We start from the raw sequence: 20,069 nt of genomic DNA, 5'->3' as shown, positions 1-20,069 counted from the left end.
CAGGCCGGTGGATCAGGGCTCAGTCGCGAACGAGTTGATGCGGCAGCAGTGGGAGCTCACCTGGCCACGCCGTCCGAAGTGGCTTCGCCGACGGCTTCACGGAGATCACCCGCCACAGGTCTAGCGCGAGCGCCCGGTGCCGCGACGCGGACGCCTCGCAGCGGGGCCGCTACGGTGCCAGGCATGAGCCAACCGAGGCATGACTACGGCGGATGACCGTCAACGAGCGCCTGTTCGTGGCGGGGTTGGTCCAGCACTTCGATAGAGCGATCAACTCTCGGGATCGTCAGGAAGCCATCGAGATCCTCCGCCGGGTCGCGCTGAGCAATGCAAGCGCCGGGGACACGGTCGATGCGGTCCTGGCGGATCCGGGAGGGTACGGGTACCCGCGCTCGAGCTGATCCGCGCGGTCATGCCGCGCACCGCGCGCGACTGCCGATGAGCGCTGGCGTGAGCGTCCGCCGAGATCGGCACTTCCGCGCGAGCTCGGCACCTAGAACCGCCGAACTAGGCGCGAACTGCCGAGTTCGCCGACGCGCGGATCTGCAGCACCGAGGGCGGCTACGCTCGCCCGGATCTGCCGCACCGACGGACAGCGACTACCGCGCAGCCAAGAAGGCCGCCACCTAGGTCAGTCCTCCGAGGAGCCGCGTTCCCTCACACATTGAACCGGAACTCCACCACGTCGCCGTCGGCCATGACGTACTCCTTGCCCTCGATCCGGGCCTTGCCGGCCGCGCGCGCCGCCGCGATGGAGCCGACCTCGACGAGGTCCTCGAAGCCCACCACCTCGGCCTTGATGAAGCCGCGCTCGAAGTCGGTGTGGATGACGCCCGCCGCCTGGGGCGCGGTCCACCCCTTGCGGATCGTCCACGCCCGGGACTCCTTCGGCCCGGCGGTGAGGTACGTCTGCAGGCCGAGCGTGTCGAACCCGACGCGCGCGAGCTGGGCCAGGCCGGACTCCTCCTGCCCGGTCGACGCCAGCATCTCCGCGGCGTCCTCGGGGTCCAGCTCGATGAGCTCCGACTCGAGCTTGGCGTCGAGGAAGATCGCCTCCGCCGGCGCCACCAGGTCTCGCATGCGGGCCTTCATCGCCTCGTCGGCGAGCCCGGCCTCGTCGGTGTTGACGACGTAGATGAACGGCTTGGACGTGAGCAGCTGGAGCTGCTTGAGGGCGGCGGGGTCGACGCCGGCCTTGGCGAGACGGTCCCGGGCGGCGAACACGGTGGTCCCCTCGGCCAGGACCTCGTACGCCTTCTCCGCGGCGGTGAGGACGGCCGGGTCGGTCTTCTTGCCGCGGACCTCCTTCTCGAGCCGGGGGATCTGCTTCTCCACCGTCTGCAGGTCGGCCAGGACGAGCTCGGTGTTGATCGTCTCGAGGTCGTCGGCCGGGTCGACCTTCCCGGCGACGTGGTGGACGTCCTCGTCGGTGAAGGCCCGGACCACCTGGCAGATCGCGTCGGCCTCGCGGATGTTCGCGAGGAACTGGTTGCCCATGCCCTCGCCCTCGCTCGCGCCCCGCACGATGCCGGCGATGTCGACGAAGGAGACGGTCGCGGGCACGATGCGCTCGCTGCCGAAGATCTCCGCGAGCCGGTCCAGACGCGGGTCCGGCAGGGAGACCACCCCGATGTTCGGCTCGATCGTCGCGAACGGGTAGTTCGCCGCGAGGACGCCCGCGCGGGTGAGCGCGTTGAACAGGGTGGACTTGCCGACGTTGGGCAGTCCGACGATGCCGATGGTGAGAGCCACGGGCGGCAAGTCTACGGGCGGGCGCTCACGGCCGGGTCCGCGTGCGGCGGACGACGTCGTGCGGTGCCCGGGCCGTGCGACCGCGTGCGCCTCGCGGGCCGGCACTCCGCCGTCTCGGTGCCCGGTCGCTCCGTGCGTGTCGGTGCCCGGTGGCACGGTGGGGGCATGGTCGAGGTCACGGTGCTGCTGGTCGGTCTGCTCCTGGGTTTTGTGGTCGGCTACGCCGTCGCGGTCGCGCGCCGGGCGACCGCCGACGCGACGGGGGGAGGGTCCGGGGCGTCGCGAGGGCTGGCGGAGGCCCGGGTGGAGCTGGCGGGCCTGCGCGCCGAGCTCGACGCCGAACGCCGGGTCGGGACCGAGCGCCTCGCGGCGGCGCGAGCGGACCACGACCGGCTCGTCGAGCAGTTCCGCTCGGTCGCCTCGGAGGTGCTCGAGCGCAGCAACGAGCAGTTCCTCGGGCTGGCGGAGCAGCGGCTCGGGGCCACGGAGCGCACGCACGCGGCCACGCTGGCCCAGCGGGAGGAGGCCGTCCGACGGATGGTCGAGCCCCTCACGCACGTCCTGGACGAGGTCCGCGCGCAGGTGACCGCCGCCGAGCAGGCCCGCGCGACCGGCCACGCCGCCCTCGGCGAGCAGGTCCGGGCCATGCAGCAGACCTCCGAGCAGCTGCGCTCGGAGACGGGTCGCCTCGTGACGGCGCTACGGGCCTCGCACGTGCGCGGGCGCTGGGGCGAGATGCAGCTCCGCCGGGTGGTGGAGGCGGCCGGGATGCTGGCGCACGTCGACTTCGTGGAGCAGGCGTCGACCCGCACCGACGACGGCGTCCAGCGCCCCGACATGGTCGTGCGTCTCGCCGGGGGCAAGAACGTCGTCGTCGACGCCAAGGTGCCCTTCCTCGGCTACCTGGAGGCCGTCCAGGCGGACGACGACGCCCAGCGCACCGCCCGGATGGCGGCGCACGCCCGCCACCTGCGCCGGCACGTCGACGACCTCGCCACCAAGGCCTACTGGGAGCAGCTCTCCCCCGCTCCGGAGTTCGTCGTGCTGTTCGTGCCCGCCGAGCCGTTCCTGCACGCCGCGCTCGACGTGGACCCCACCCTCTACGAGTACGCCATGGAGCGGGACGTCGTCCTGGCCAGCCCGATGACCCTCGTGGCCCTGCTGCGGACCATCGCGTACGGGTGGCGGCAGGAGGCGCTGGCGGAGAACGCCCAGCAGGTGCTGGTGCTCGGACGGGAGCTGCACAGCCGCCTGGCGACGCTGGGCGGGCACGTCAGCCGCCTGGGCCGCCAGCTCGACGGCGCCGTGCGCTCCTACAACGACGCGGTCGCCTCGCTGGAGTCGCGCGTGCTCGTCAGCGCACGGCGGCTCGCCGACCTCCAGGTCACCGACGCGGACCTGGAGGCGCCCCCGCAGGTCGACCGCGTGACACGACAGGTCCAGGCCCCGGAGCTCGTCGCCTCGGCTGAGCACCGTGTCGTCGCGATCGACGGGCGCGGGGACCTCGGCCCGGGCGACGCTCGTCAGGAGGCGGCCGACGGGTGAGCCGGCCGCTGAGGCGCGGTCCGAGCGGTCCGCTCAGGCGGGGTCGACGGACAGCTCGCGGCGCTCGCCGCGCTGGGGGCGCGCCGGAGCCTGCCCGGCGGCCTTCAGATCCGCGCGGAGCTCGCGGGGCAGGGAGAACATGAGGTCCTCCGTCGCGGTCCGCACCTCCTCGACGTCGGCGTAGCCGTGCTGGGCCAGCAGGTCGAGCACGTCCCGCACGAGGATCTCCGGCACGGAGGCACCGGAGGTCAGGCCGACCGTGCTGACGCCCTCGAACCAGGCCGGGTCGATCTCCGAGGCCTGGTCCACCCGGTAGGACGCCCGGGCACCCGCGTCCAGCGCCACCTCGACCAGCCGCACCGAGTTGGACGAGTTCGCCGAGCCCACCACGATCACCAGGTCGCACGACGGCGCGAGCTTCTTCACCGCGACCTGCCGGTTCTGCGTGGCGTAGCAGATGTCGTCGCTCGGCGGGTCCTGCAGGCTCGGGAACCGCTCGCGCAGCCGCCGGACCGTCTCCATCGTCTCGTCGACCGACAGCGTCGTCTGCGAGAGCCAGACCACCTTGTCGGGGTCGCGCACCACGACGTCGTCGACCTCGTCCGGGCTGTTGACGAGCTGGACGTGGTCCGGCGCCTCGCCCATCGTGCCCTCGACCTCCTCGTGGCCCTCGTGGCCGATGAGCAGGATGTCGAAGTCGTCGCGGGCGAACCGCACGGCCTCCTTGTGCACCTTGGTGACCAGCGGGCACGTCGCGTCGATCGTCTGGAGCGATCGCGCCGCCGCGGCGGCGTGCACCGCGGGAGACACGCCGTGGGCCGAGAAGACGACGCGCGCGCCCTCGGGCACCTCGTCCGTCTCGTTGACGAAGATCGCACCCCGCCGGGACAGCGTCTCGACCACGTACTTGTTGTGCACGATCTCCTTGCGGACGTACACGGGTGCGCCGTAGTGGTCCAGCGCCTTCTCGACCGCGATCACGGCACGGTCGACCCCGGCGCAGTAGCCACGGGGCGCGGCGAGCAGCACACGCTTGGGAGAGGAGGTGGGGATCACCGCTTCAGTCTACGGAACGCCCCGAGCGCTCCCCGGCGTGTGCGCTCAGGGCGAAGCGGACGGCCCGGGACGTCGGGTGTCGGTCGCGGGTGGCAGGGTGGTCGCCGTGACCGAGACGACCCCGCGCCGCCGCCTGCCCGAGCGCGCGCTGGACACCGGGCCGGACGCGCCCTGGCCGGTCCGGCACCTGTCGGCGCGCATCGCCCAGTACGTGCACCGCATGCCGGGCGTGTGGGTCGAGGGTCAGGTCGTGCAGCTCAGCCGGAGGCCCGGCACGACGATCGCCTTCCTCACCCTGCGCGACACGGAGGCGGACGTGTCCCTGCCCGTCTCCCTGCACGTCCGCGTGCTCGACGCGGCGACCGCGCCCGTCCAGGAGGGCGCCCACGTCGTCGTGCACGCCACGCCGCGGTTCTGGGCCAAGCGCGGCACCCTCCAGCTCGAGGCCGACGAGATCCGCCCGGTGGGCCTCGGCGAGCTGCTCGCCCGGATCGAGCACCTCAAGCGGGTGCTCGCGGCCGAGGGCCTCTTCGACGCGGCCCGCAAGAAGCCGCTGCCCTTCCTCCCGCACGTCGTCGGGCTGGTGTGCGGGCGGGAGTCCAAGGCGGAGCACGACGTCGTCGTCAACGCCCGCGCGCGCTGGCCGCAGGTGCGGTTCGAGATCCGCGAGGTGGCGGTGCAGGGCGTGGCGGCCGTCCCGGAGGTGACGGCCGCCCTCCGGGAGCTCGACGCCGACCCGGCGGTCGAGGTGATCGTGGTCGCGCGCGGCGGCGGGTCGGTGGAGGACCTGCTGCCGTTCAGCAACGAGGCGCTCCTCCGCGCCGCGGCCGCCTGCCGGACCCCTCTCGTCAGCGCCATCGGGCACGAGACCGACAGCCCGCTGCTCGACCTCGTCGCCGACCACCGGGCGTCGACCCCCACGGACGCGGGCAAGCGCGTCGTCCCCGACGTCGGCGAGGAGCGGGCGCGCCTCGTCCAGGCCCGCGGGCGCATCCGGGCCGCCGTGAGCCAGCGCCTGCACCGGGAGCAGGACGGGCTGACCGCCCTGCGCTCACGACCCGTGCTCGCTCGTCCGGGGCTCCTCCTCGACGGCCGGCACGCCGACGTCCTGCGGCTGCGCACCGCCGCGGGTCGCGCCCTGGAGGACCGCATCCGCGCCGGCCACGCGGACGTGTCGCGCCTGCACGCCCAGGTCAGGGCACTCTCGCCCGCCGCCACGCTCGAGCGCGGCTACGCGGTCGTCCAGCGGGCCGACGACGGGGCCGTCGTCCGCAGCCCGGCCGACGCGCCGACCGGGACGTCGCTGCGCCTACGTCTCGCGGCGGGCGAGGTCCGGGCCACAGCGACGCCGGACGGGACGGCCCAGCCGACGGACGGCGCACCACGGTTTACTGGCCCTCGGGCCGGCCGCCGTCGTCCCACGAGCCCCCCGGAGGAGTGACGTGCCGACGGACAGTGCCCGCCCCACGCAGCCGACGCCCGTCGCGGACCTCAGCTACGAGCAGGCCCGCGAGGAGCTCGCCTCGGTCGTGAGCCGCCTCGAGACCGGGGGCGAGACGCTCGAGGGCTCCCTCGCCCTGTGGGAACGCGGCGAGGCCCTCGCCCAGCGCTGCCAGGAGTGGCTCGACGGGGCGCGGCGACGCCTGGACGCCGCGCGGACGGCGCCCACCGGCGGCGCCGGCGGCTCCGACAGCACGGACGGCGTCGCCCAGCCGACCAGCACGGACAGCACCGACCGACCGACCGACCCGGAGGACCTCGCATGAGCGACGACCGCACCACCGACGCACCGGCGGCGGCGACCGGCGAGGACGCGGGCACCGCGCCTGCCGACCCGGCCGGCGCCCCGACGGAGCCCACCGGGGCGCCGTCGGCCCCGTCGGCAGAGCCGGGGGCGCCCGCGGTGGGCGTCGCCGAGCCCGCGACGGGCGTCGTCCCTGCGGACGTGCGCGAGCAGGCCTTCGACTCGGCCGCCGAGCCGGACCTCGGCGAGGTGGCCGTCGGCGGGGACGAGGGCGTCGCGCTCGTCATCGGTGAGGCCCTCATCGACGTCGTGCACGGCCCCGAGGGGTCGGTCGCCAAGCACCCCGGCGGGAGCCCGGCGAACGTCGCCCTGGGCCTCGCCCGGCTCGGGCGTGACGCGCACCTGCTCACCTGGTTCGGCGCCGACGAGCACGGGGCGCTCCTGCGCCGGCACCTGGAGTCCTCCGGCGTCTCCGTCGTGGCGGGCAGCGACAGCGCGGAGCGCACCTCCGTCGCGGCCGCGCACGTCGACGAGGACGGTGTCGCCACCTACGAGTTCGACCTGTCGTGGCATGTCCCGGACCGGTGGGCCGCACCGGCCGGCGCGCCGGTGGTGGTGCACACGGGCTCGATCGCCGCGGTGCTGGAGCCCGGCGGCCCGGACGTCGCGCGCATCCTCGAGGCGTACCGCAGCACCGCGTCGGTGACCTACGACCCCAACCTGCGGCCGTCCCTCATGCCGGCGGCGGAGGAGACCCGGCCCGTGGTGGAGCGCCTCGTCGCACTGGCCGACGTCGTCAAGGTGAGCGACGAGGACCTCGCCTGGCTCGAGCCGGGCGCCGCTCCCACCGAGGTCGCACGGCGCTGGGCCGCAAGCGGGCCGGCGCTGGTGGTCGTCACGCGGGGCGGCGAGGGCGCGACGGCCGTGACGGCGGACGGCCGCGTCCTCGACGTCGCGGCACCGCGGGTCACCGTCGCGGACACGGTCGGCGCCGGCGACTCCTTCATGGGCGGCCTCATCGACGGCCTGTGGTCCGTCGGCCTGCTCGGCGCGGCCCGTCGGCCCGCGCTGCGCGAGGCGGACGAGACCGTGCTGCGGTCCGTCCTCACCCGCTGCGCGGAGATCGCGGCCATCACCGTCAGCCGCCCGGGGGCGAACCCGCCCACGTCGGCGGAGCTCACCACACCGCTCTGAGGCCGGTCCCGGACCACCACCGGGCACGACGGGCGCACCGTCGAGAAGACGTCGCGCGGGCGGAACCCCGGGCCGGGCGCTCAGTCTCCGACGGCCGGGAGGACGACGTCCGGGTCGGACCCGGGCACGGTCAGACCCACCCCGGCCGCGGCGGCGACGCCCGCGAGCGCGACCGTCACGGCCACGACGAGGACCGCCTTGACCACCAGGAGGCGCTGACCCTCGGCCTCGCGACCCACCCGTGCTGCACGTGCCTGTGCCATCTCGGCCCCCTCGCCGTCGGTGACATCCACCTGCCTGCTCTGTGTGGCCGGTGGGCCACGTCTTGCACGTCGCCGGCCGTCCGGCGCGGACGGGTCGCATCCGCTGCGTGCTGTCGAGGCGTCCGCCTCAGGGGTCCGAGACTGCACCCTGCCGGTCCAGCTCGTCCAGTGCCAGGAGAACAGTGGACGCCGTCCACGCCAGCGGCGCAACCGCTGCGGGGCTCCCGTCGTGCAGCACCTTCTCGGGCAGCGAGCCGCGGGCGGTGCGGTGCCGGTCGAGCCAGTCCAGCCAGTGCTCGGCCTGCTCCACGTCCCCGGACGCGGCGGCCGTCAGCGCCCACATCGCCGTCTCCGGGGTCCAGGAGACGCCGTCACGCTTCCAGTCCTCGCCGGGCGCCAGGCCGCCCGCGGGCCGGGCCATCCCCGCGGCGGCGTCCTGCCAGGCCGCGGTGACCTGCGGGTCGGGTGCCCCGAACGGGGGCATGAGCCACGCGACCGCGGTGTCCTGGGCGCTGCCCCCGAGCCGACGCGGGTAGGACGGCGCGAAGTGCCCCTCCACGCCCCGCTCGAGGCGGGCGACGAGGTCACCCGCGGGCGGCTCCCCCAGGGCGGCGAGGACGGGCGCAGCCGCGCGCGTCCCGGCCAGCAACGGGGCGAGCGTGCCGAGGGTGGGCCGGCGCTCCCGCACCTCCCAGTAGTCGGGGAAGGCCGGCGGCAGACCGGACACCGGGTCCACGTGGGCGCGGATCGTCCCCACGGAGGAGACCACCAGCTCCCGGAGCTCCTCGAGCTGCGCGTCCCGGCCGGGCCCGGCGGCGGCGTACCACTGCGCGACCCCCCACAGCACCCAGCCGCTGCCGTCGAGCTGTGCCGGGCGGGCGTCCGGCACCCCGCCGGACCCGTCGGGGAGGTAGCGCGCCTGGAGGACCCCGTCGACGGTGCTGCTCGCCTGCATCCGGGCGAGGTAGGCGAGCACCGCGTGGGCGTCGTCGGGGTGCCCGCTCCGGGCCAGGGCGGCCGCCGTGAAGGAGGCGTCCCGCGGCCACACGTACCGCCAGTAGGGGCTGCCTGCCGCGAGCGACGCCCCGTCCTCCAGGACGAGCGCGTCCAGGTCGCGCAGCGCCTGCTCGGCCATCCCGCGGTACCTGTCCGGTCCGGGGACGCGGCCGGCGGCCAGCCAGGCGTCCTGGCGGGCGCGCTGCACGGGGTCGTCGACGACGGCGGCGCCCACCGGGACCAGCCGTGGCACGCCGTCGGCGTCCAGGGCGACGCCCTCGGAGTACAGGGCGATGCGTGCGTAGGACGGCTCGACGGGGCTGCTCGCCCCCGTGGTCACCAGCCCGACGGCCGCCAACGCCGCGCCGCACGCGAGGAGGCGACGGCGGGCATGGGGCACGCGCCGCACCCTACGCACCCGCGGTCGAACCCGACCAGGGCCGGACGTCCTTCGGGTGACCGATCGGGCGGCGGGCGGCGTCGTCGTGCGCCACACTGGCGCCCGTGTCGAGCATCCTCACCCCCGCCCAGGCCTGGCGCGCGCTCCAGGACGGCAACGACCGCTTCGTCCGCGGCGCGATGAAGCACCCCTCCCAGGGCATCGACCACCGGTCCGCGGTGAGCTCGCTCCAGGAGCCGTTCGCGGTCGTCTTCGGCTGCTCGGACTCCCGCGTCGCGGCCGAGCTCGTCTTCGACCGGGGCCTCGGCGACCTCTTCGTCGTCCGGACCGCCGGCCACGTGGTCGACACCACGGTGCTCGGCTCCATCGAGTACGGCGTGCAGGTCCTGGGGGCACCCCTCGTCGTCGTCCTCGGGCACGACTCGTGCGGCGCCGTCGGCGCGGCCGTGGAGGCCCTGCGGACCGGCGTCATGCCGACGGGCTTCGTGCGCGCCGTCGTCGACCGCGTGATCCCGAGCGTCGTCTCGCTCACCCGGCCGGCGGACGCCACCGAAGGAGCCGGGCGTGGTTCCCTCGCGCCGAGCGCCGCCGAGCTGGGGCAGGAGCACGTCGGCGTCACCGTCCGGATGCTGCAGAGCTACTCCGCCTACCTGCGGGAGGGCGTCGAGGCGGGCACCGTCGCCGTGGTCGGCGCCGAGTACGCCCTGGCCGAGGGGCGCGTCCGCGTCGTCGAGGTCGCCGGGGCCGTCGAGGGCTGAGGCGGCACCGGACCACCGTCGGACCGCTGCCAGAATGGGTGCCATGACCGACAGCGCCGTCACGTCCACGCCCGCCTCCCCGCCGCCCGGGTTCCGCGTCGAGCACGACACCATGGGCGACGTCCTCGTCCCGGAGCACGCGCTCTACCGGGCGCAGACGCAGCGGGCCGTCGAGAACTTCCCGATCTCCGGCACGCCGCTTGAGCGCGGCCACATCGAGGCCCTCGCGCGGGTCAAGAAGGCGGCCGCGAGCGCCAACGCGCGCCTCGGCGTCCTGCCCCAGGATCTGGCGGACGCGATCGCCGCCGCGGCGGACGAGGTCGCGAGCGGGGCGCACGACGCGCACTTCCCCGTCGACGTCTTCCAGACCGGCTCGGGCACGTCCTCCAACATGAACATGAACGAGGTCCTGGCGTCCCTGGCGACGCAGCGCCTGGGCAGCCCCGTCCACCCGAACGACCACGTCAACGCGTCGCAGTCGTCCAACGACGTGTTCCCCACCTCCGTGCACGTGGCCGCGACCGCCGGGCTGGTCCGCGACCTCGTCCCGGCGCTGGAGCACCTCGCCGGCGCCCTGGAGGCGAAGTCCGCCGAGCTGGCGCACGTCGTGAAGTCCGGCCGCACGCACCTCATGGACGCCACACCCGTCACGCTCGGCCAGGAGTTCGGCGGGTACGCGGCAGCGATCCGCTACGGGGTCGAGCGGCTGCACGCCGCGCTGCCGCGGGTCGCCGAGGTGCCCCTGGGCGGCACCGCCGTCGGCACGGGCATCAACACGCCCGCCGGGTTCCCGCAGACGGTCATCGAGCTGCTGCGCGACGACACCGGCCTGCCGATCACCGAGGCGCGCGACCACTTCGAGGCGCAGAGCGCCCGCGACGGACTCGTGGAGCTCTCCGGCGCGCTGCGCACGATCGCCGTCAGCCTGACGAAGATCTGCAACGACCTGCGCTGGATGGGGTCGGGCCCCAACACCGGGCTGGGCGAGATCTTCATCCCGGACCTCCAGCCGGGGTCCTCGATCATGCCGGGGAAGGTCAACCCGGTCGTGCCCGAGGCCGTGCTCATGGTCGCGGCGCGCGTCGTCGGCAACGACGCGACGGTCGCCTGGGCCGGCGCGAGCGGCTCCTTCGAGCTCAACGTGCAGATCCCGGTCATGGCCCTGGGCGTCCTCGAGTCCGAGCGGCTGCTCGCCAACGCAGCGCGGCTCCTCGCGGACCGGACGGTCGCGGGCATCACCGCCAACGAGGAGCGGGCGCGCGCGTACGCGGAGTCCTCCCCCTCGATCGTCACGCCGCTCAACCGCGTCATCGGTTACGAGGCCGCCGCGAAGGTCGCCAAGCACGCCGTGAAGCAGGGCGTCACCGTGCGCCAGGCCGTGGTGGACCTGGGCTTCGTGGAGCGCGGCGAGGTCACCGAGGCCCAGCTCGACGAGGCCCTCGACGTCCTGTCGATGACGCGCCCGCCGCAGGCCTGACGGACGCGGCAGGACGTCGGTCCCTTCTGGCGTCCGTCCGGGTGGGCGGACGCTGGAGGGGTCGACGAGAGGACCTGCCATGCCCCCGCACTGCGACTCCCTGGACGGCCCGGTCGTGACGGCGGCTCGCCGCGCGCTCGACGCCGACGACGTCAACCTCCTCCTGCCCTACGTCCACGCCGACGGCGAGGACGAGGTGCGCGAGGTCTTCGCGCTCGTGCGCACGGTCCGGCACGAGGGCACGACGGCCCGCGAGGTCGCCGACCGGCTGCTCTTCGAGACCGTGGTCCGGGTGCACCGGGCCGGCGAGGGCGCGCCGTTCACCGGTCTCAAGCCGGCCGGCCTGGACGTGGGTCCGGCGATCCCGCTGGCCGAGCAGGCCCTCGCCGACGGCGACGCGGCCGAGCTGGTCGAGCTGCTCACCGGCGCGGTGCGGTCGGAGGCCGAGCGACGGCTCGGCCTGGCGCTCGCCGCCGCCGACGAGGCCGCCACCGGTGTGCCGCAGGCCCGCCGCTGGGTCGAGGCGATGCTCGGCCTGCAGGTGTGGGCCCACGGGGTCCACAAGGCGGTCCACGGCGGTGGGCACGGCGGCCACGACACGGACCACGAGCACCCCGACGAGCACGAGCCGGCGACCCCCGACCGCGGTCCCGCGGCGCTCCTGCGCGACCACCCCGAGTGACCCGGCTCCCGCGCCGGCCCTGACAGGGAACGGGGAACGTCGGTGGCGGTAGACGCCACCGACGTTCCCCGTTGTGCCCGAGCCGCCGCCGTGCCCGGCTGAGGCCGCCGTCAGGCCTCGATGCCCTCCAGCATCTCGGTCACCAGCGCCGCCACCGGGGAGCGCTCGGAGCGCGTCAGCGTCACGTGGGCGAACAGCGGGTGGCCCTTGAGCGCCTCGATGACCGCCGCGACGCCGTCGTGCCGCCCGACGCGCAGGTTGTCGCGCTGGGCGACGTCGTGCGTGAGCACGACCCGCGAGTTCTGGCCGATCCGCGACAGCACCGTGAGCAGCACGTTGCGCTCCAGGGACTGGGCCTCGTCCACGATGACGAACGCGTCGTGCAGCGAGCGACCACGGATGTGGGTGAGCGGCAGGACCTCGAGGAGGTCGCGGGCCATGACCTCCTCGACCACCTCCGGGGCGACCAGGGCGCCGAGCGTGTCGAAGACCGCCTGCGCCCAGGGGTTCATCTTCTCGGCCTCGCTGCCCGGCAGGTACCCGAGCTCCTGGCCGCCGACGGCGTACAGGGGCCGGAACACCATGACCTTGCGGTGCCGGCGTCGCTCCAGCACCGCCTCCAGGCCAGCGCACAGGGCGAGGGCCGACTTGCCCGTGCCCGCCCGGCCGCCCAGGGAGACGATGCCGATCTCCTCGTCCATGAGGAGGTCGATCGCGATGCGCTGCTCGGCGCTGCGCCCGTGGACACCGAACACGTCCCGGTCGCCGCGCACGAGCTGGAGGCGCTTGTCGGCGGTCACACGCGCGAGCGCCGAGCCCCGCGTCGAGGTCACGACCACGCCGGTGTGGCACAGCAGCGGGCCGGTCTCCTGGCCGCTGAGGTCCGCGTCCGCCAGGTCGACCTGCTCCGCGGTGAAGAGCTCGGCCATCTGCGCGTCCGCCAGCTGCAGGTGGGTCACGCCGGTCCAGCCGGAGTCGACCGCGAGCTCGGCGCGGTACTCCTCCGCCGTGAGCCCCACCGCCGAGGCCTTGACACGCAGCGGGAGGTCCTTGGACACGAGGGTGACGTCGGCGCCCTCGTCCGCGAGGTTGCGGGCGACCGCGAGGATCCGCGTGTCGTTGTCGCCGAGCCGGAAGCCGGCCGGGAGCACCTGCGGGTCGACGTGGTTCAGCTCGACGCGCAGCGTGCCGCCCTGGTCGCCGACTGGCACCGCCTCGTCGAGCCGGCCGTGCTGGATCCTCAGGTCGTCGAGGAGGCGCAGCGCGCTGCGTGCGAAGTAGCCCAGCTCGGCGTGGTGCCGCTTCGCCTCGAGCTCGGTGATGACCACCACGGGGAGGACGACGGCGTGCTCCGCGAACCGCAGCATCGCGCGCGGGTCGGAGAGGAGGACGGACGTGTCGAGCACGAACGTGCGCCGCACCTGCGGGTCCCGGTCCTCGACGGTCGTCGCGGTCGTACGGGTTGACGTGGCCACGGCAGGCTCCCTCCGGCGCACTAGCGCCGCTCGCACCACCTCGCGCCGGATGTCCGGCGGTCGACGGCTGGGTGGGGGTCGGTCGGCCACGGGGGCCGGGTCCGGCCCCCCTCCCGGAGCCTGTGCTCCATGGGGCCTCCCGAGAACGACGGGTGTCGTCCTGATACGCCGGAACGTAACCCCGCCGTCGGCGTGGCGCCCGTCGTGACACGCCGTCCGACACGCCCGGGTGCGGGTGTTCACCGTGCGGCCGCACGGCCGTCACCCGGACGGCCCCCTCGGGTCAGCGCCCGAGGCGCCGCTCGCGCTGGGCGTAGCTGCGCAGCGCCCGCAGGAAGTCGACCCGCCGGAAGTCCGGCCAGTACGCCTCGCAGAAGTAGAACTCGGTGTGCACGCTCTGCCAGAGCAGGAAGCCGCCGAGCCGCTGCTCGCCGGACGTCCGGATGACCAGGTCGGGGTCGGGCTGGCCCTTCGTGTACAGGTGCTCCGCGATGTGCTCGACGTCGAAGCTCTCGGCCAGGTCCTCCAGCGCCGTGCCGTTCTCGGCGTGGGCGCGCAGCATGGCGCGGACGGCGTCGGCGATCTCACGGCGGCCGCCGTACCCGACGGCGATGTTGACGTGCAGTCCCTGGACGTCGGCCGTGAGGCGCTGGGCGTCGCAGAGCGTCGCAGCGGCGTCCGGCGGCAGCAGGTCGAGCGCACCCACGACCTGCAGCCGCCACCGGCCCCGTGCGGCTAGGTCCGCGACGGCGTCCTGGATGATCCCGAGCAGCTGGCTCAGCTCGTCGGAGGCGCGGGAGAGGTTGTCCGTCGAGAGCATCCAGAGGGTCACGACCTGGACGCCCGCCTCCTCGGACCACTCGAGCAGGTCCACGATCTTGTCCGCACCGCGGCGGTGGCCGTGCGAGGCCGACTCCCCGACGCTGCGGGCCCAGCGCCGGTTGCCGTCCAGGATCACGCCGATGTGGCGCGGGACGACGTCCCGGGGCAGCGACGCCGCGAGCCGACGCTCGTAGAGCCCGTAGACGAGATGGGGCAGACGCATGCAGGGGTCCTCCGAGCGTGGTCCGGGTCGAGCACACGGTAGCGCTCGCCGGCCCCGGCGGAACGGTCGGCGCGGTAACCTACGCAGGCGTAGGTTACTCTCGGCGGCGGTCGCGGCAGCCTGCCGTTCGAGGCGGGAGACGACCGTCGACGAGCGGACGGCACACCTGCCGCGCGACCACGGATCGGACCACCGGAGGATCGGGATGGGCACGCCCACGGGCAGCACCGCTGGCGGCGCGAGCGAGGTCGACGCCTCCGCGGCGCACGGGCCCTCCGCGGGCGACGCACCGCGACCCACGCACCACGAGGGCCTGAAGCCGCGCCTGCGTGGCTGGGTCCACGCGGGGGCCACCCCGCTGGTCGTCGCCGCGTCGGTCGCCCTCGTCGTCATGGCGCCGACGGCGGGCGGCAAGGTCACGTCGGCGGTCTTCGGCATCAGCGCCGTGCTGCTCTTCGGCACGTCCGCGGTCTACCACCGCGGCACGTGGTCCCCGCGCACCGGCGCGGTGCTGCGGCGGCTGGACCACACGAACATCTTCCTCATCATCGCCGGGACCTACACGCCGCTGACCTGGCTGCTCCTGCCGTCACCGCTCGACCGCAACCTCCTGCTGGTCGTGTGGATCGGGGCCGTGGCGGGCCTGCTCGCGCGGGTCTTCTGGCTCCATGCGCCGCGCTGGTTCTACGTCCCGGTCTACGTCGCGCACGGCTGGGTGGCCGTGTGGTTCCTGCCGGAGTTCGCGGCGTCGGGCGGGGCCGTGATCGCGTGGCTCATCGGCGCCGGCGGACTCGCCTACACCGTGGGCGCCGTCGTCTACGGCACCAAGCGCCCCAACCCCAGCCCGCGATGGTTCGGCTTCCACGAGATCTTCCACGTGCTCACCGTGGTGGGCTACGGGTGCCACTACGTGGCGGTCAGCATCGCGGTGCACGCGGCGGGCTGAGCACAGCGGTGCACCCGGCGGGCTGAGCACAGCGGCGCACGCCGGCTGACCTGCCCCACCTCACCGTGCGGCGTGCGCCACCGCCGCGCACACCGCGACCACCACGACCACGACGACGGCGTCCCTCCCGTCCGCCCGCGCCGGTCGCCACACGGTGCGCTCGTCCCGACCGAGCGCCCCGAGGGCGCGCGTCTCCAGGGCGACGGCCATCCGCTCCGAGCGCCGGATGCCCGTCGCCAGCAGCGCGAACGCGGCGCGCCGCAGCGCCGTGGGCGAGGCGGGCAGGCGGGGGGCCTGCGCAGGGACGGGCGCCTCCACGACGCGCCCCGGGTCGGCCACGGGTGCCCGCAGGGCGTGCGCCCGGCGCACCGTCGCCCACTCGGCCGGCAGGTCCTCCAGGACCCGGTGCGCCGCCGTGAGGGCGACGGTGAACCGGATGGGCACCCGGGCCACCTGGTGCAGCGAGCCCAGCAGGCGGCCCGGGTCCACGACTTGGAGGAACGCCAGCGCGCACACCCCGACGACGAGCGTGCGGGCCGCGAGCGCCACCCCCGTCCGCAACCCGACGTCGGTGATCTCCAGCGGTCCCAGCACCGCCACCACCTGCGCCAGCGGGTCGCTGCCGCGGGTCACCGCGTTGACGGCCACGAGGCTGGTCCCGAACGCCACGAACGGCAGCTGACCCAGCGCCAGGCGCCGCCACGGCACCCGGGCGAGTGCTCGCGCCGCGACCATCGCGGCGACCCACAGCAGGACGACCGGGCCGGGCTCGCGCACCCGCAGCAGCACGAGCGGGACGACCAGGGTGGCGGCGAGCAGGACGGCCGGGTCGCGGCGCGCCAGCAGCGCCTCCCCCGTCATGCCGCCCATCCCGCCGCCACGCCCGTGTCCAGGCCTGCCGCGACGAGGAGCGCCGTGTCGTCGAGCAGCGACGGTCCGCCCTGGGCGACCACGACTCCCCCGGCCAGCACCACGACCTGGTCGGCGAGCGACCGGGCCAGCCGCAGGTCGTGCGTCGCGAGGGCGACGGCCCGTCCCCCGGCGGCCGCCTCGGCGACCAGCCCCGCCACCTCGGCGGTGCGGTGCGGGTCCAGGCCGGCGGTCGGCTCGTCGAGGAGCAGGACCCGCCGTCCCAGCACCGCTGTCGCCGCGAGCGCGAGGCGCCGCTGCTCGCCGCCGGACATCCGGTAGGGGTCGGCGGCCGCGAGGTGCGCCAGCCCCACGGCACCGAGCGCCGCCATGACGACGTCCTGCGCGTCGCGCGTGCCCCGCCCCAGCCCGACGGCCACCTCCGCCGCCGCCGAGCGCGCCAGGAGCTGGTGCTCGGGGCGCTGCACGACCAGCGCCACCGCGGGCGCCGCGCGACGCCCTCGCCCCCCGAGCAGACCGGCGATCCCCAGCAGCAGCGAGGACTTGCCGCTGCCGTTGCACCCCACGAGGACGGTGACCTGGCCATCCCGCAGCTCCAGGTGCGGCACCGCCACCACCTCACGGTCGCCCTGACGGAACGCCGCGTCGGTGAGGCGCACGACGACGTCGCCCGGCTCCCCCGGCGCCCGGACCGGCAGCGGGTGGTCCGCCGGCAGGACGGCGGCGGTGGGCCCGTCACCGGCGAGGACGCCCGTGGGCGACAGCACGGCGGTCCGCCCGGGGAGCCACCGGGCGCCGGCGGTGCGCTGCTCGACGAGGACCGTCGTCGTCCCCGGCTCCCCGGTGGCCCGGGCGGCGAGGACCTGCTGGACCCGGTCCGCGGCGACCGGGTCCAGCATCGACGTCGGCTCGTCCAGGAGCAGCACCGACGGCTCGGCCGCCAGGACCGCGGCGAGCGCGACCCGCTGCTGCTCGCCGCCGCTCAGAGCGCTCGTCCGGCGGTCGCTCAGGTGCAGGGCGTCGACCTGGCGCAGGGCCGCGTCCACGCGGGCCCCGATCTGCGCCCGCGGCACGCCCCGGTTCTCCAGGGTGAGCGCGACCTCGTCGAGCACGCCGGGCAGGCAGGCGTTGGCGGCCGGGTCCTGCCCGAGGCGGCCGACCCTCAGCGCGAGCCGGGCGACCGGCACTTCCCGCGGGTCGTGGCCCGCGACGAGGACGTCTCCCGTGACCTCCGCCGGCAGCCCCTGCGGCACGACGCCGGACAGGACGTCGAGGAGGGTGGACTTGCCGCACCCCGAGGGGCCGACGACGAGCAGCTGCTCGCCGTCGGCCACCTCGAGGTCCACGCCGTCCAGCACCGCTGCCGCCCGGCGCTGGACGTGGACGGTCAGCCCCCGCAGGCGGACGGCCGGCCCGTGCGCGCTGCCGTCACGCACCGGACCGGACGTCCTCGCAGGCGGGTGCGTCGTCGTCGGCGGCGGCCCGGGCCGCCGCCTCGAGCCGGGCCGCGTCCCGTCCGGGCGCGAAGCCGTCCAGGACCCCCGTGCGCAGCAGCGCGTCGGCGAGGAGCTTGCCCAGCACGCCGCACAGGAGCAGCCCGCTCGCGAGCTGGAGCCCGATCCGCAGGGCGAGCAGGTCCTGCGTCCACCAGGAGAACATCGTGGCGGCGTACACGAAGTTCGCCGCGACCCCCGTCACGCCCGAGGCGAGGAACGTCGGCCACCCGTAGCGGCGGTACCGGGTCACCGCGAACGCGAGCTCGGCGCCGCCACCCTGGACCAGCCCCGCGATGAGGAGGGTGGGACCCACGGGCGAACCGAGGAAGGCGAACTCGACGAACGCGGCCGCGATCTCCGCCACGATGCCGGCGCCGGGGCGACGGACGATGAAGATCGCCAGCGGCGCCACCACGATCCAGCCGCCCATGAGGGCGTTCTGCGCCAGGTCGCCGAACGGGCCCATGAGGACCTGGAGGCCGCCCCACGCCTGGACGAGCGCCCAGTACAGGAAGCCGAAGACGGCGCCCAGGACCGCGACGACCAGGAGGTCCCGCAGCGCCCAGGGGCCCCGTGCACGCTCTCCCTGCGAGCGGGCGCGGGAGGTCGTAGCGGTCGTCGTGCCGGCCGTCGCGCCGGACCCGCCGCTCACCGGTCGCCCCGGCGGCTCGGGCTGCCGACGCTCACCGTGGCGTGGGCGGCGACGTGCGCGACCTCGCGCCCGACACCCGTCCACGTGTCGACGACGGTGGCCAGCACGTCCGCCAGGTCGCCGTCGAGGCGCGTCGCGAAGTTCTCGGCGCCGCCGTAGGTGCCGCGGCGCTGCGCGGTGTCGATCGCGGCGAGGATCGGTCCCATCGCGTCCGCGGTGCCCAGCGGGTAGAGCGCCCAGTGCGCCGAGGCGTGCAGCCCCGCCGGGGCCAGGTGCACGGGGACGACCTCGACGAGCTCGCCCGCCGGGAGGTCGCAGCCGACCTCTCCCGGGCACCCGCGCGACAGGGCCAGCGTCGCGACGACGTGGCCGGTGGAGGTGATGCGGGCGGCGTGCTCGAGACCGGCCGCGACGAACGTCGCGACGTCCTGCTCGCTGCCGCGCAGCAGGGTCGACACGTCGTCGGTCCGGACGGTGACGCCCGGCGCCGTGGCCCGGGCGGCGGAGAGCGCGGAGAGGATCACGGGCACGAAGTCGTCCGTGGCGGGGTGCAGCGTCAGCCGCGCGCCGACGCCCATCCGGACGTGGTCGGGCGCCGACGGCTCCGGTGCCGGGCGGGGTGCGCCGCCCGCGGCGGTGCTGCAGGACAGGGTGGTCACGGGATGCCTCCTGAGGGTGCACGGACCCCCGGACAGCACGGCACAGCCGTAGCAGTGCCTCGCCCAGCTCCCTACGCCGGCATGAACCGGATCAGGTTCCACGGGTCAGTGGCTCGACCTCTCGGTCCGACCACACTCTCAGCGCGTCCGCGCTCCCCGGGGGCTTGTCGGGGCTGACCTTACGCGGGTCATGGGAGGTGTCAAGGCCGGTGTCCGGCTCAGGCCGGGACGACCCGGTACCTGCGGTTCACCAGCGACGGGTTCCGCTCCCGGACCGCCGCGAGGTGCTCGGCGTGCAGGTCGGCGACGGCGACCGGCACGACGGGCGGTGCCGCGGCCGAGGGGCCGGCGTCGACGAAGCCCCCGCCCAGGAGCTGCCCGCCGGGCGCCGACGCCTGCTCCGGCGCGCCCGCCTCCGCCAGCACGACGCCGAGCGCGTCGACCACCAGGCTGGAACCCGTCACGCCGTGGCCCTGCTGCGCCGCCGCGACGACGTAGGCGGTGTTCTCGATGGCTCGCGCCCGCAGCAGCGTGAGCCAGTGGTCCGCCTTGTGCTCGCCCCAGGCCCAGGCGGCGGGGACGACCAGGACGTCGGCGCCGGCGTCCACCAGACGCCGGGCGGCCTCGGGGAAGCGCACGTCGTAGCACGTCATCACGCCCACGTGCAGCCCGCCCACGTCCACGACCACCGGCTCGGCGTCCGGAGCGCCCGCCTCGAGGCGGTCGGACTCGCGGTGACCGAAGGCGTCGTACAGGTGCACCTTCCGGTAGTCCCCCACCACGCGCCCACCCGCCACGACGACGACGGCGTTCTGCGCCCGGTCCGACCGGACCCCGGGCACGCAGGTCCCGGCGACGACCGTGACCCCCGTCCGTCCCGACGCCTCGCACAGCGCCGTCACGAAGGGGCCGTCCAGGGGCTCGGCGAGGTCAGGGGACACGCCGCGCGGGTCGAACACGGCGGCGTACTCGGGCAGCACGGCCAGCGCGGCGCCGTCGGCCGCCGCGGCGTCGACCGCTGCCACCGCCGCGGCGCGGTTCGCGGCGGCGTCCAGCCCG

General features: G+C 75.3%; 20 protein-coding genes and 1 riboswitch. Of the genes, 9 read left to right on the top strand and 11 right to left on the bottom strand.

Annotation, left to right across the window (positions count from 1 at the left end):
* Positions 1 to 212 precede the first annotated feature (212 nt).
* Positions 213 to 401 (top strand): hypothetical protein, encoded by a 189-nt coding sequence (locus tag N866_RS08890; protein ID WP_034225415.1) that lies wholly within the window; start codon positions 213 to 215, stop codon positions 399 to 401.
* A 256-nt stretch (positions 402 to 657) separates the two neighbouring features.
* Here the strand turns inward: N866_RS08890 and ychF are convergent, their stop codons facing one another.
* Positions 658 to 1,752 (bottom strand): redox-regulated ATPase YchF, encoded by a 1,095-nt coding sequence (ychF, locus tag N866_RS08885; protein WP_034225413.1) that lies wholly within the window; start codon positions 1,750 to 1,752, stop codon positions 658 to 660.
* 165 nt (positions 1,753 to 1,917) lie between these two features.
* Here ychF and N866_RS08880 point away from each other — a divergent pair, with 165 nt between their 5' ends.
* Positions 1,918 to 3,297 (top strand): DNA recombination protein RmuC, encoded by a 1,380-nt coding sequence (locus N866_RS08880; RefSeq protein ID WP_052022696.1) that lies wholly within the window; start codon positions 1,918 to 1,920, stop codon positions 3,295 to 3,297.
* Between the two features lie 33 nt (positions 3,298 to 3,330).
* Here the strand turns inward: N866_RS08880 and N866_RS08875 are convergent, their stop codons facing one another.
* Complete coding sequence (locus N866_RS08875; RefSeq protein WP_034225411.1) at positions 3,331 to 4,353, bottom strand: 4-hydroxy-3-methylbut-2-enyl diphosphate reductase; 1,023 nt, start codon at positions 4,351 to 4,353, stop codon at positions 3,331 to 3,333.
* A 106-nt stretch (positions 4,354 to 4,459) separates the two neighbouring features.
* Here N866_RS08875 and xseA point away from each other — a divergent pair, with 106 nt between their 5' ends.
* The 3 genes from xseA to N866_RS08860 are packed head-to-tail and all read left to right on the top strand — an operon-like array spanning position 4,460 to position 7,291.
* Complete coding sequence (gene xseA / locus N866_RS08870) at positions 4,460 to 5,794, top strand: exodeoxyribonuclease VII large subunit (protein WP_081802480.1); 1,335 nt, start codon at positions 4,460 to 4,462, stop codon at positions 5,792 to 5,794.
* A 1-nt stretch (position 5,795) separates the two neighbouring features.
* The gene (locus tag N866_RS08865; protein ID WP_081802477.1) at positions 5,796 to 6,119 is read left to right on the top strand and encodes an exodeoxyribonuclease VII small subunit; all 324 of its coding nucleotides are present in this window, start codon (positions 5,796 to 5,798) and stop codon (positions 6,117 to 6,119) included.
* Entirely contained in the window at positions 6,116 to 7,291 is a 1,176-nt protein-coding gene (locus N866_RS08860; protein WP_081802476.1) for a carbohydrate kinase family protein, read from the top strand. Before N866_RS08865 ends, N866_RS08860 begins: the two co-directional genes overlap by 4 nt.
* Positions 7,292 to 7,371: 80 nt before the next feature.
* On the opposite strand, the gene N866_RS08855 is transcribed toward N866_RS08860, so the two are convergent.
* Both N866_RS08855 and N866_RS08850 read right to left on the bottom strand, forming a co-directional pair.
* A complete protein-coding gene (locus N866_RS08855; RefSeq protein ID WP_155855269.1) occupies positions 7,372 to 7,554 on the bottom strand; it encodes a hypothetical protein in 183 nt (60 codons plus the stop codon).
* A 127-nt stretch (positions 7,555 to 7,681) separates the two neighbouring features.
* The gene (locus N866_RS08850) at positions 7,682 to 8,950 is read right to left on the bottom strand and encodes a glycoside hydrolase family 15 protein (protein ID WP_155855268.1); all 1,269 of its coding nucleotides are present in this window, start codon (positions 8,948 to 8,950) and stop codon (positions 7,682 to 7,684) included.
* A 104-nt stretch (positions 8,951 to 9,054) separates the two neighbouring features.
* On the opposite strand from N866_RS08850, the gene N866_RS08845 reads away from it, so the two are divergent.
* The 3 genes from N866_RS08845 to N866_RS08835 all read left to right on the top strand — a co-directional run bounded on the left by N866_RS08845 (position 9,055) and on the right by N866_RS08835 (position 11,867).
* The gene (locus tag N866_RS08845) at positions 9,055 to 9,708 is read left to right on the top strand and encodes a carbonic anhydrase (RefSeq protein WP_034225409.1); all 654 of its coding nucleotides are present in this window, start codon (positions 9,055 to 9,057) and stop codon (positions 9,706 to 9,708) included.
* Positions 9,709 to 9,751: 43 nt separating this feature from the next.
* Positions 9,752 to 11,185: a class II fumarate hydratase gene (locus tag N866_RS08840; protein WP_034225424.1), complete on the top strand. Its 1,434-nt coding sequence runs from the start codon at positions 9,752 to 9,754 to the stop codon at positions 11,183 to 11,185.
* A 79-nt stretch (positions 11,186 to 11,264) separates the two neighbouring features.
* Positions 11,265 to 11,867 carry a DUF6448 family protein gene (locus N866_RS08835; RefSeq protein ID WP_216699409.1) on the top strand — a complete coding sequence of 201 codons (603 nt, stop codon included), beginning with the start codon at positions 11,265 to 11,267 and terminating at the stop codon, positions 11,865 to 11,867.
* Between the two features lie 110 nt (positions 11,868 to 11,977).
* Here the strand turns inward: N866_RS08835 and phoH2 are convergent, their stop codons facing one another.
* Both phoH2 and N866_RS08825 read right to left on the bottom strand, forming a co-directional pair.
* A complete protein-coding gene (phoH2, locus tag N866_RS08830; RefSeq protein ID WP_034225421.1) occupies positions 11,978 to 13,234 on the bottom strand; it encodes an RNA 5'-3' helicase PhoH2 in 1,257 nt (418 codons plus the stop codon).
* A 391-nt stretch (positions 13,235 to 13,625) separates the two neighbouring features.
* A complete protein-coding gene (locus tag N866_RS08825) occupies positions 13,626 to 14,387 on the bottom strand; it encodes an isoprenyl transferase (RefSeq protein WP_034225408.1) in 762 nt (253 codons plus the stop codon).
* A gap of 205 nt (positions 14,388 to 14,592) precedes the next feature.
* Between N866_RS08825 and trhA the strand changes: the two genes are divergently transcribed.
* The gene (gene trhA / locus N866_RS08820; RefSeq protein ID WP_081802474.1) at positions 14,593 to 15,333 is read left to right on the top strand and encodes a PAQR family membrane homeostasis protein TrhA; all 741 of its coding nucleotides are present in this window, start codon (positions 14,593 to 14,595) and stop codon (positions 15,331 to 15,333) included.
* A gap of 60 nt (positions 15,334 to 15,393) precedes the next feature.
* Here the strand turns inward: trhA and N866_RS08815 are convergent, their stop codons facing one another.
* The 5 genes from N866_RS08815 to N866_RS08795 all read right to left on the bottom strand — a co-directional run.
* Positions 15,394 to 16,194, bottom strand: coding sequence for an energy-coupling factor transporter transmembrane component T family protein (locus tag N866_RS08815; protein ID WP_245612460.1), 801 nt, complete (start codon positions 16,192 to 16,194; stop codon positions 15,394 to 15,396).
* On the bottom strand, positions 16,191 to 17,639 hold the full coding sequence (locus N866_RS08810) for an ATP-binding cassette domain-containing protein (protein ID WP_052022684.1): 1,449 nt from the start codon (positions 17,637 to 17,639) through the stop codon (positions 16,191 to 16,193). The genes N866_RS08815 and N866_RS08810 overlap by 4 nt, the downstream gene beginning before the upstream one ends.
* On the bottom strand, positions 17,632 to 18,351 hold the full coding sequence (locus N866_RS08805; RefSeq protein WP_245612458.1) for an ECF transporter S component: 720 nt from the start codon (positions 18,349 to 18,351) through the stop codon (positions 17,632 to 17,634). The genes N866_RS08810 and N866_RS08805 overlap by 8 nt, the downstream gene beginning before the upstream one ends.
* Entirely contained in the window at positions 18,348 to 19,010 is a 663-nt protein-coding gene (locus N866_RS08800; RefSeq protein WP_052022682.1) for a YkoF family thiamine/hydroxymethylpyrimidine-binding protein, read from the bottom strand. The genes N866_RS08805 and N866_RS08800 overlap by 4 nt, the downstream gene beginning before the upstream one ends.
* 49 nt (positions 19,011 to 19,059) lie before the next feature.
* Positions 19,060 to 19,179, bottom strand: a riboswitch (TPP riboswitch).
* 49 nt (positions 19,180 to 19,228) lie between these two features.
* The coding region (locus tag N866_RS08795) for a nitrilase-related carbon-nitrogen hydrolase (protein WP_034225406.1) at positions 19,229 to 20,069 on the bottom strand (841 nt) is incomplete at its 5' end.

Origin of the sequence: Actinotalea ferrariae CF5-4, from assembly GCF_000603945.1 — a bacterium.
Classification (GTDB): Bacteria; Actinomycetota; Actinomycetes; order Actinomycetales; family Cellulomonadaceae; genus Actinotalea; species Actinotalea ferrariae.
This window is presented reverse-complemented; position numbering and strand designations above follow the sequence as displayed.

Excerpts from the sequence above, each read along its gene's own strand:
- N866_RS08890 (WP_034225415.1), top strand. The coding sequence starts at position 213 with ATGACCGTCAACGAGCGCCTGTTCGTGGCGGGGTTGGTCCAGCACTTC.
- N866_RS08880 (WP_052022696.1), top strand. The coding sequence starts at position 1,918 with ATGGTCGAGGTCACGGTGCTGCTGGTCGGTCTGCTCCTGGGTTTTGTG.
- N866_RS08860 (WP_081802476.1), top strand. The coding sequence starts at position 6,116 with ATGAGCGACGACCGCACCACCGACGCACCGGCGGCGGCGACCGGCGAG.
- N866_RS08855 (WP_155855269.1), bottom strand. The coding sequence starts at position 7,554 with ATGGCACAGGCACGTGCAGCACGGGTGGGTCGCGAGGCCGAGGGTCAG.
- N866_RS08840 (WP_034225424.1), top strand. The coding sequence starts at position 9,752 with ATGACCGACAGCGCCGTCACGTCCACGCCCGCCTCCCCGCCGCCCGGG.
- N866_RS08835 (WP_216699409.1), top strand. The coding sequence starts at position 11,265 with ATGCCCCCGCACTGCGACTCCCTGGACGGCCCGGTCGTGACGGCGGCT.
- phoH2 (WP_034225421.1), bottom strand. The coding sequence starts at position 13,234 with ATGCTGCGGTTCGCGGAGCACGCCGTCGTCCTCCCCGTGGTGGTCATC.
- N866_RS08825 (WP_034225408.1), bottom strand. The coding sequence starts at position 14,387 with ATGCGTCTGCCCCATCTCGTCTACGGGCTCTACGAGCGTCGGCTCGCG.
- trhA (WP_081802474.1), top strand. The coding sequence starts at position 14,593 with ATGGGCACGCCCACGGGCAGCACCGCTGGCGGCGCGAGCGAGGTCGAC.
- N866_RS08815 (WP_245612460.1), bottom strand. The coding sequence starts at position 16,194 with ATGACGGGGGAGGCGCTGCTGGCGCGCCGCGACCCGGCCGTCCTGCTC.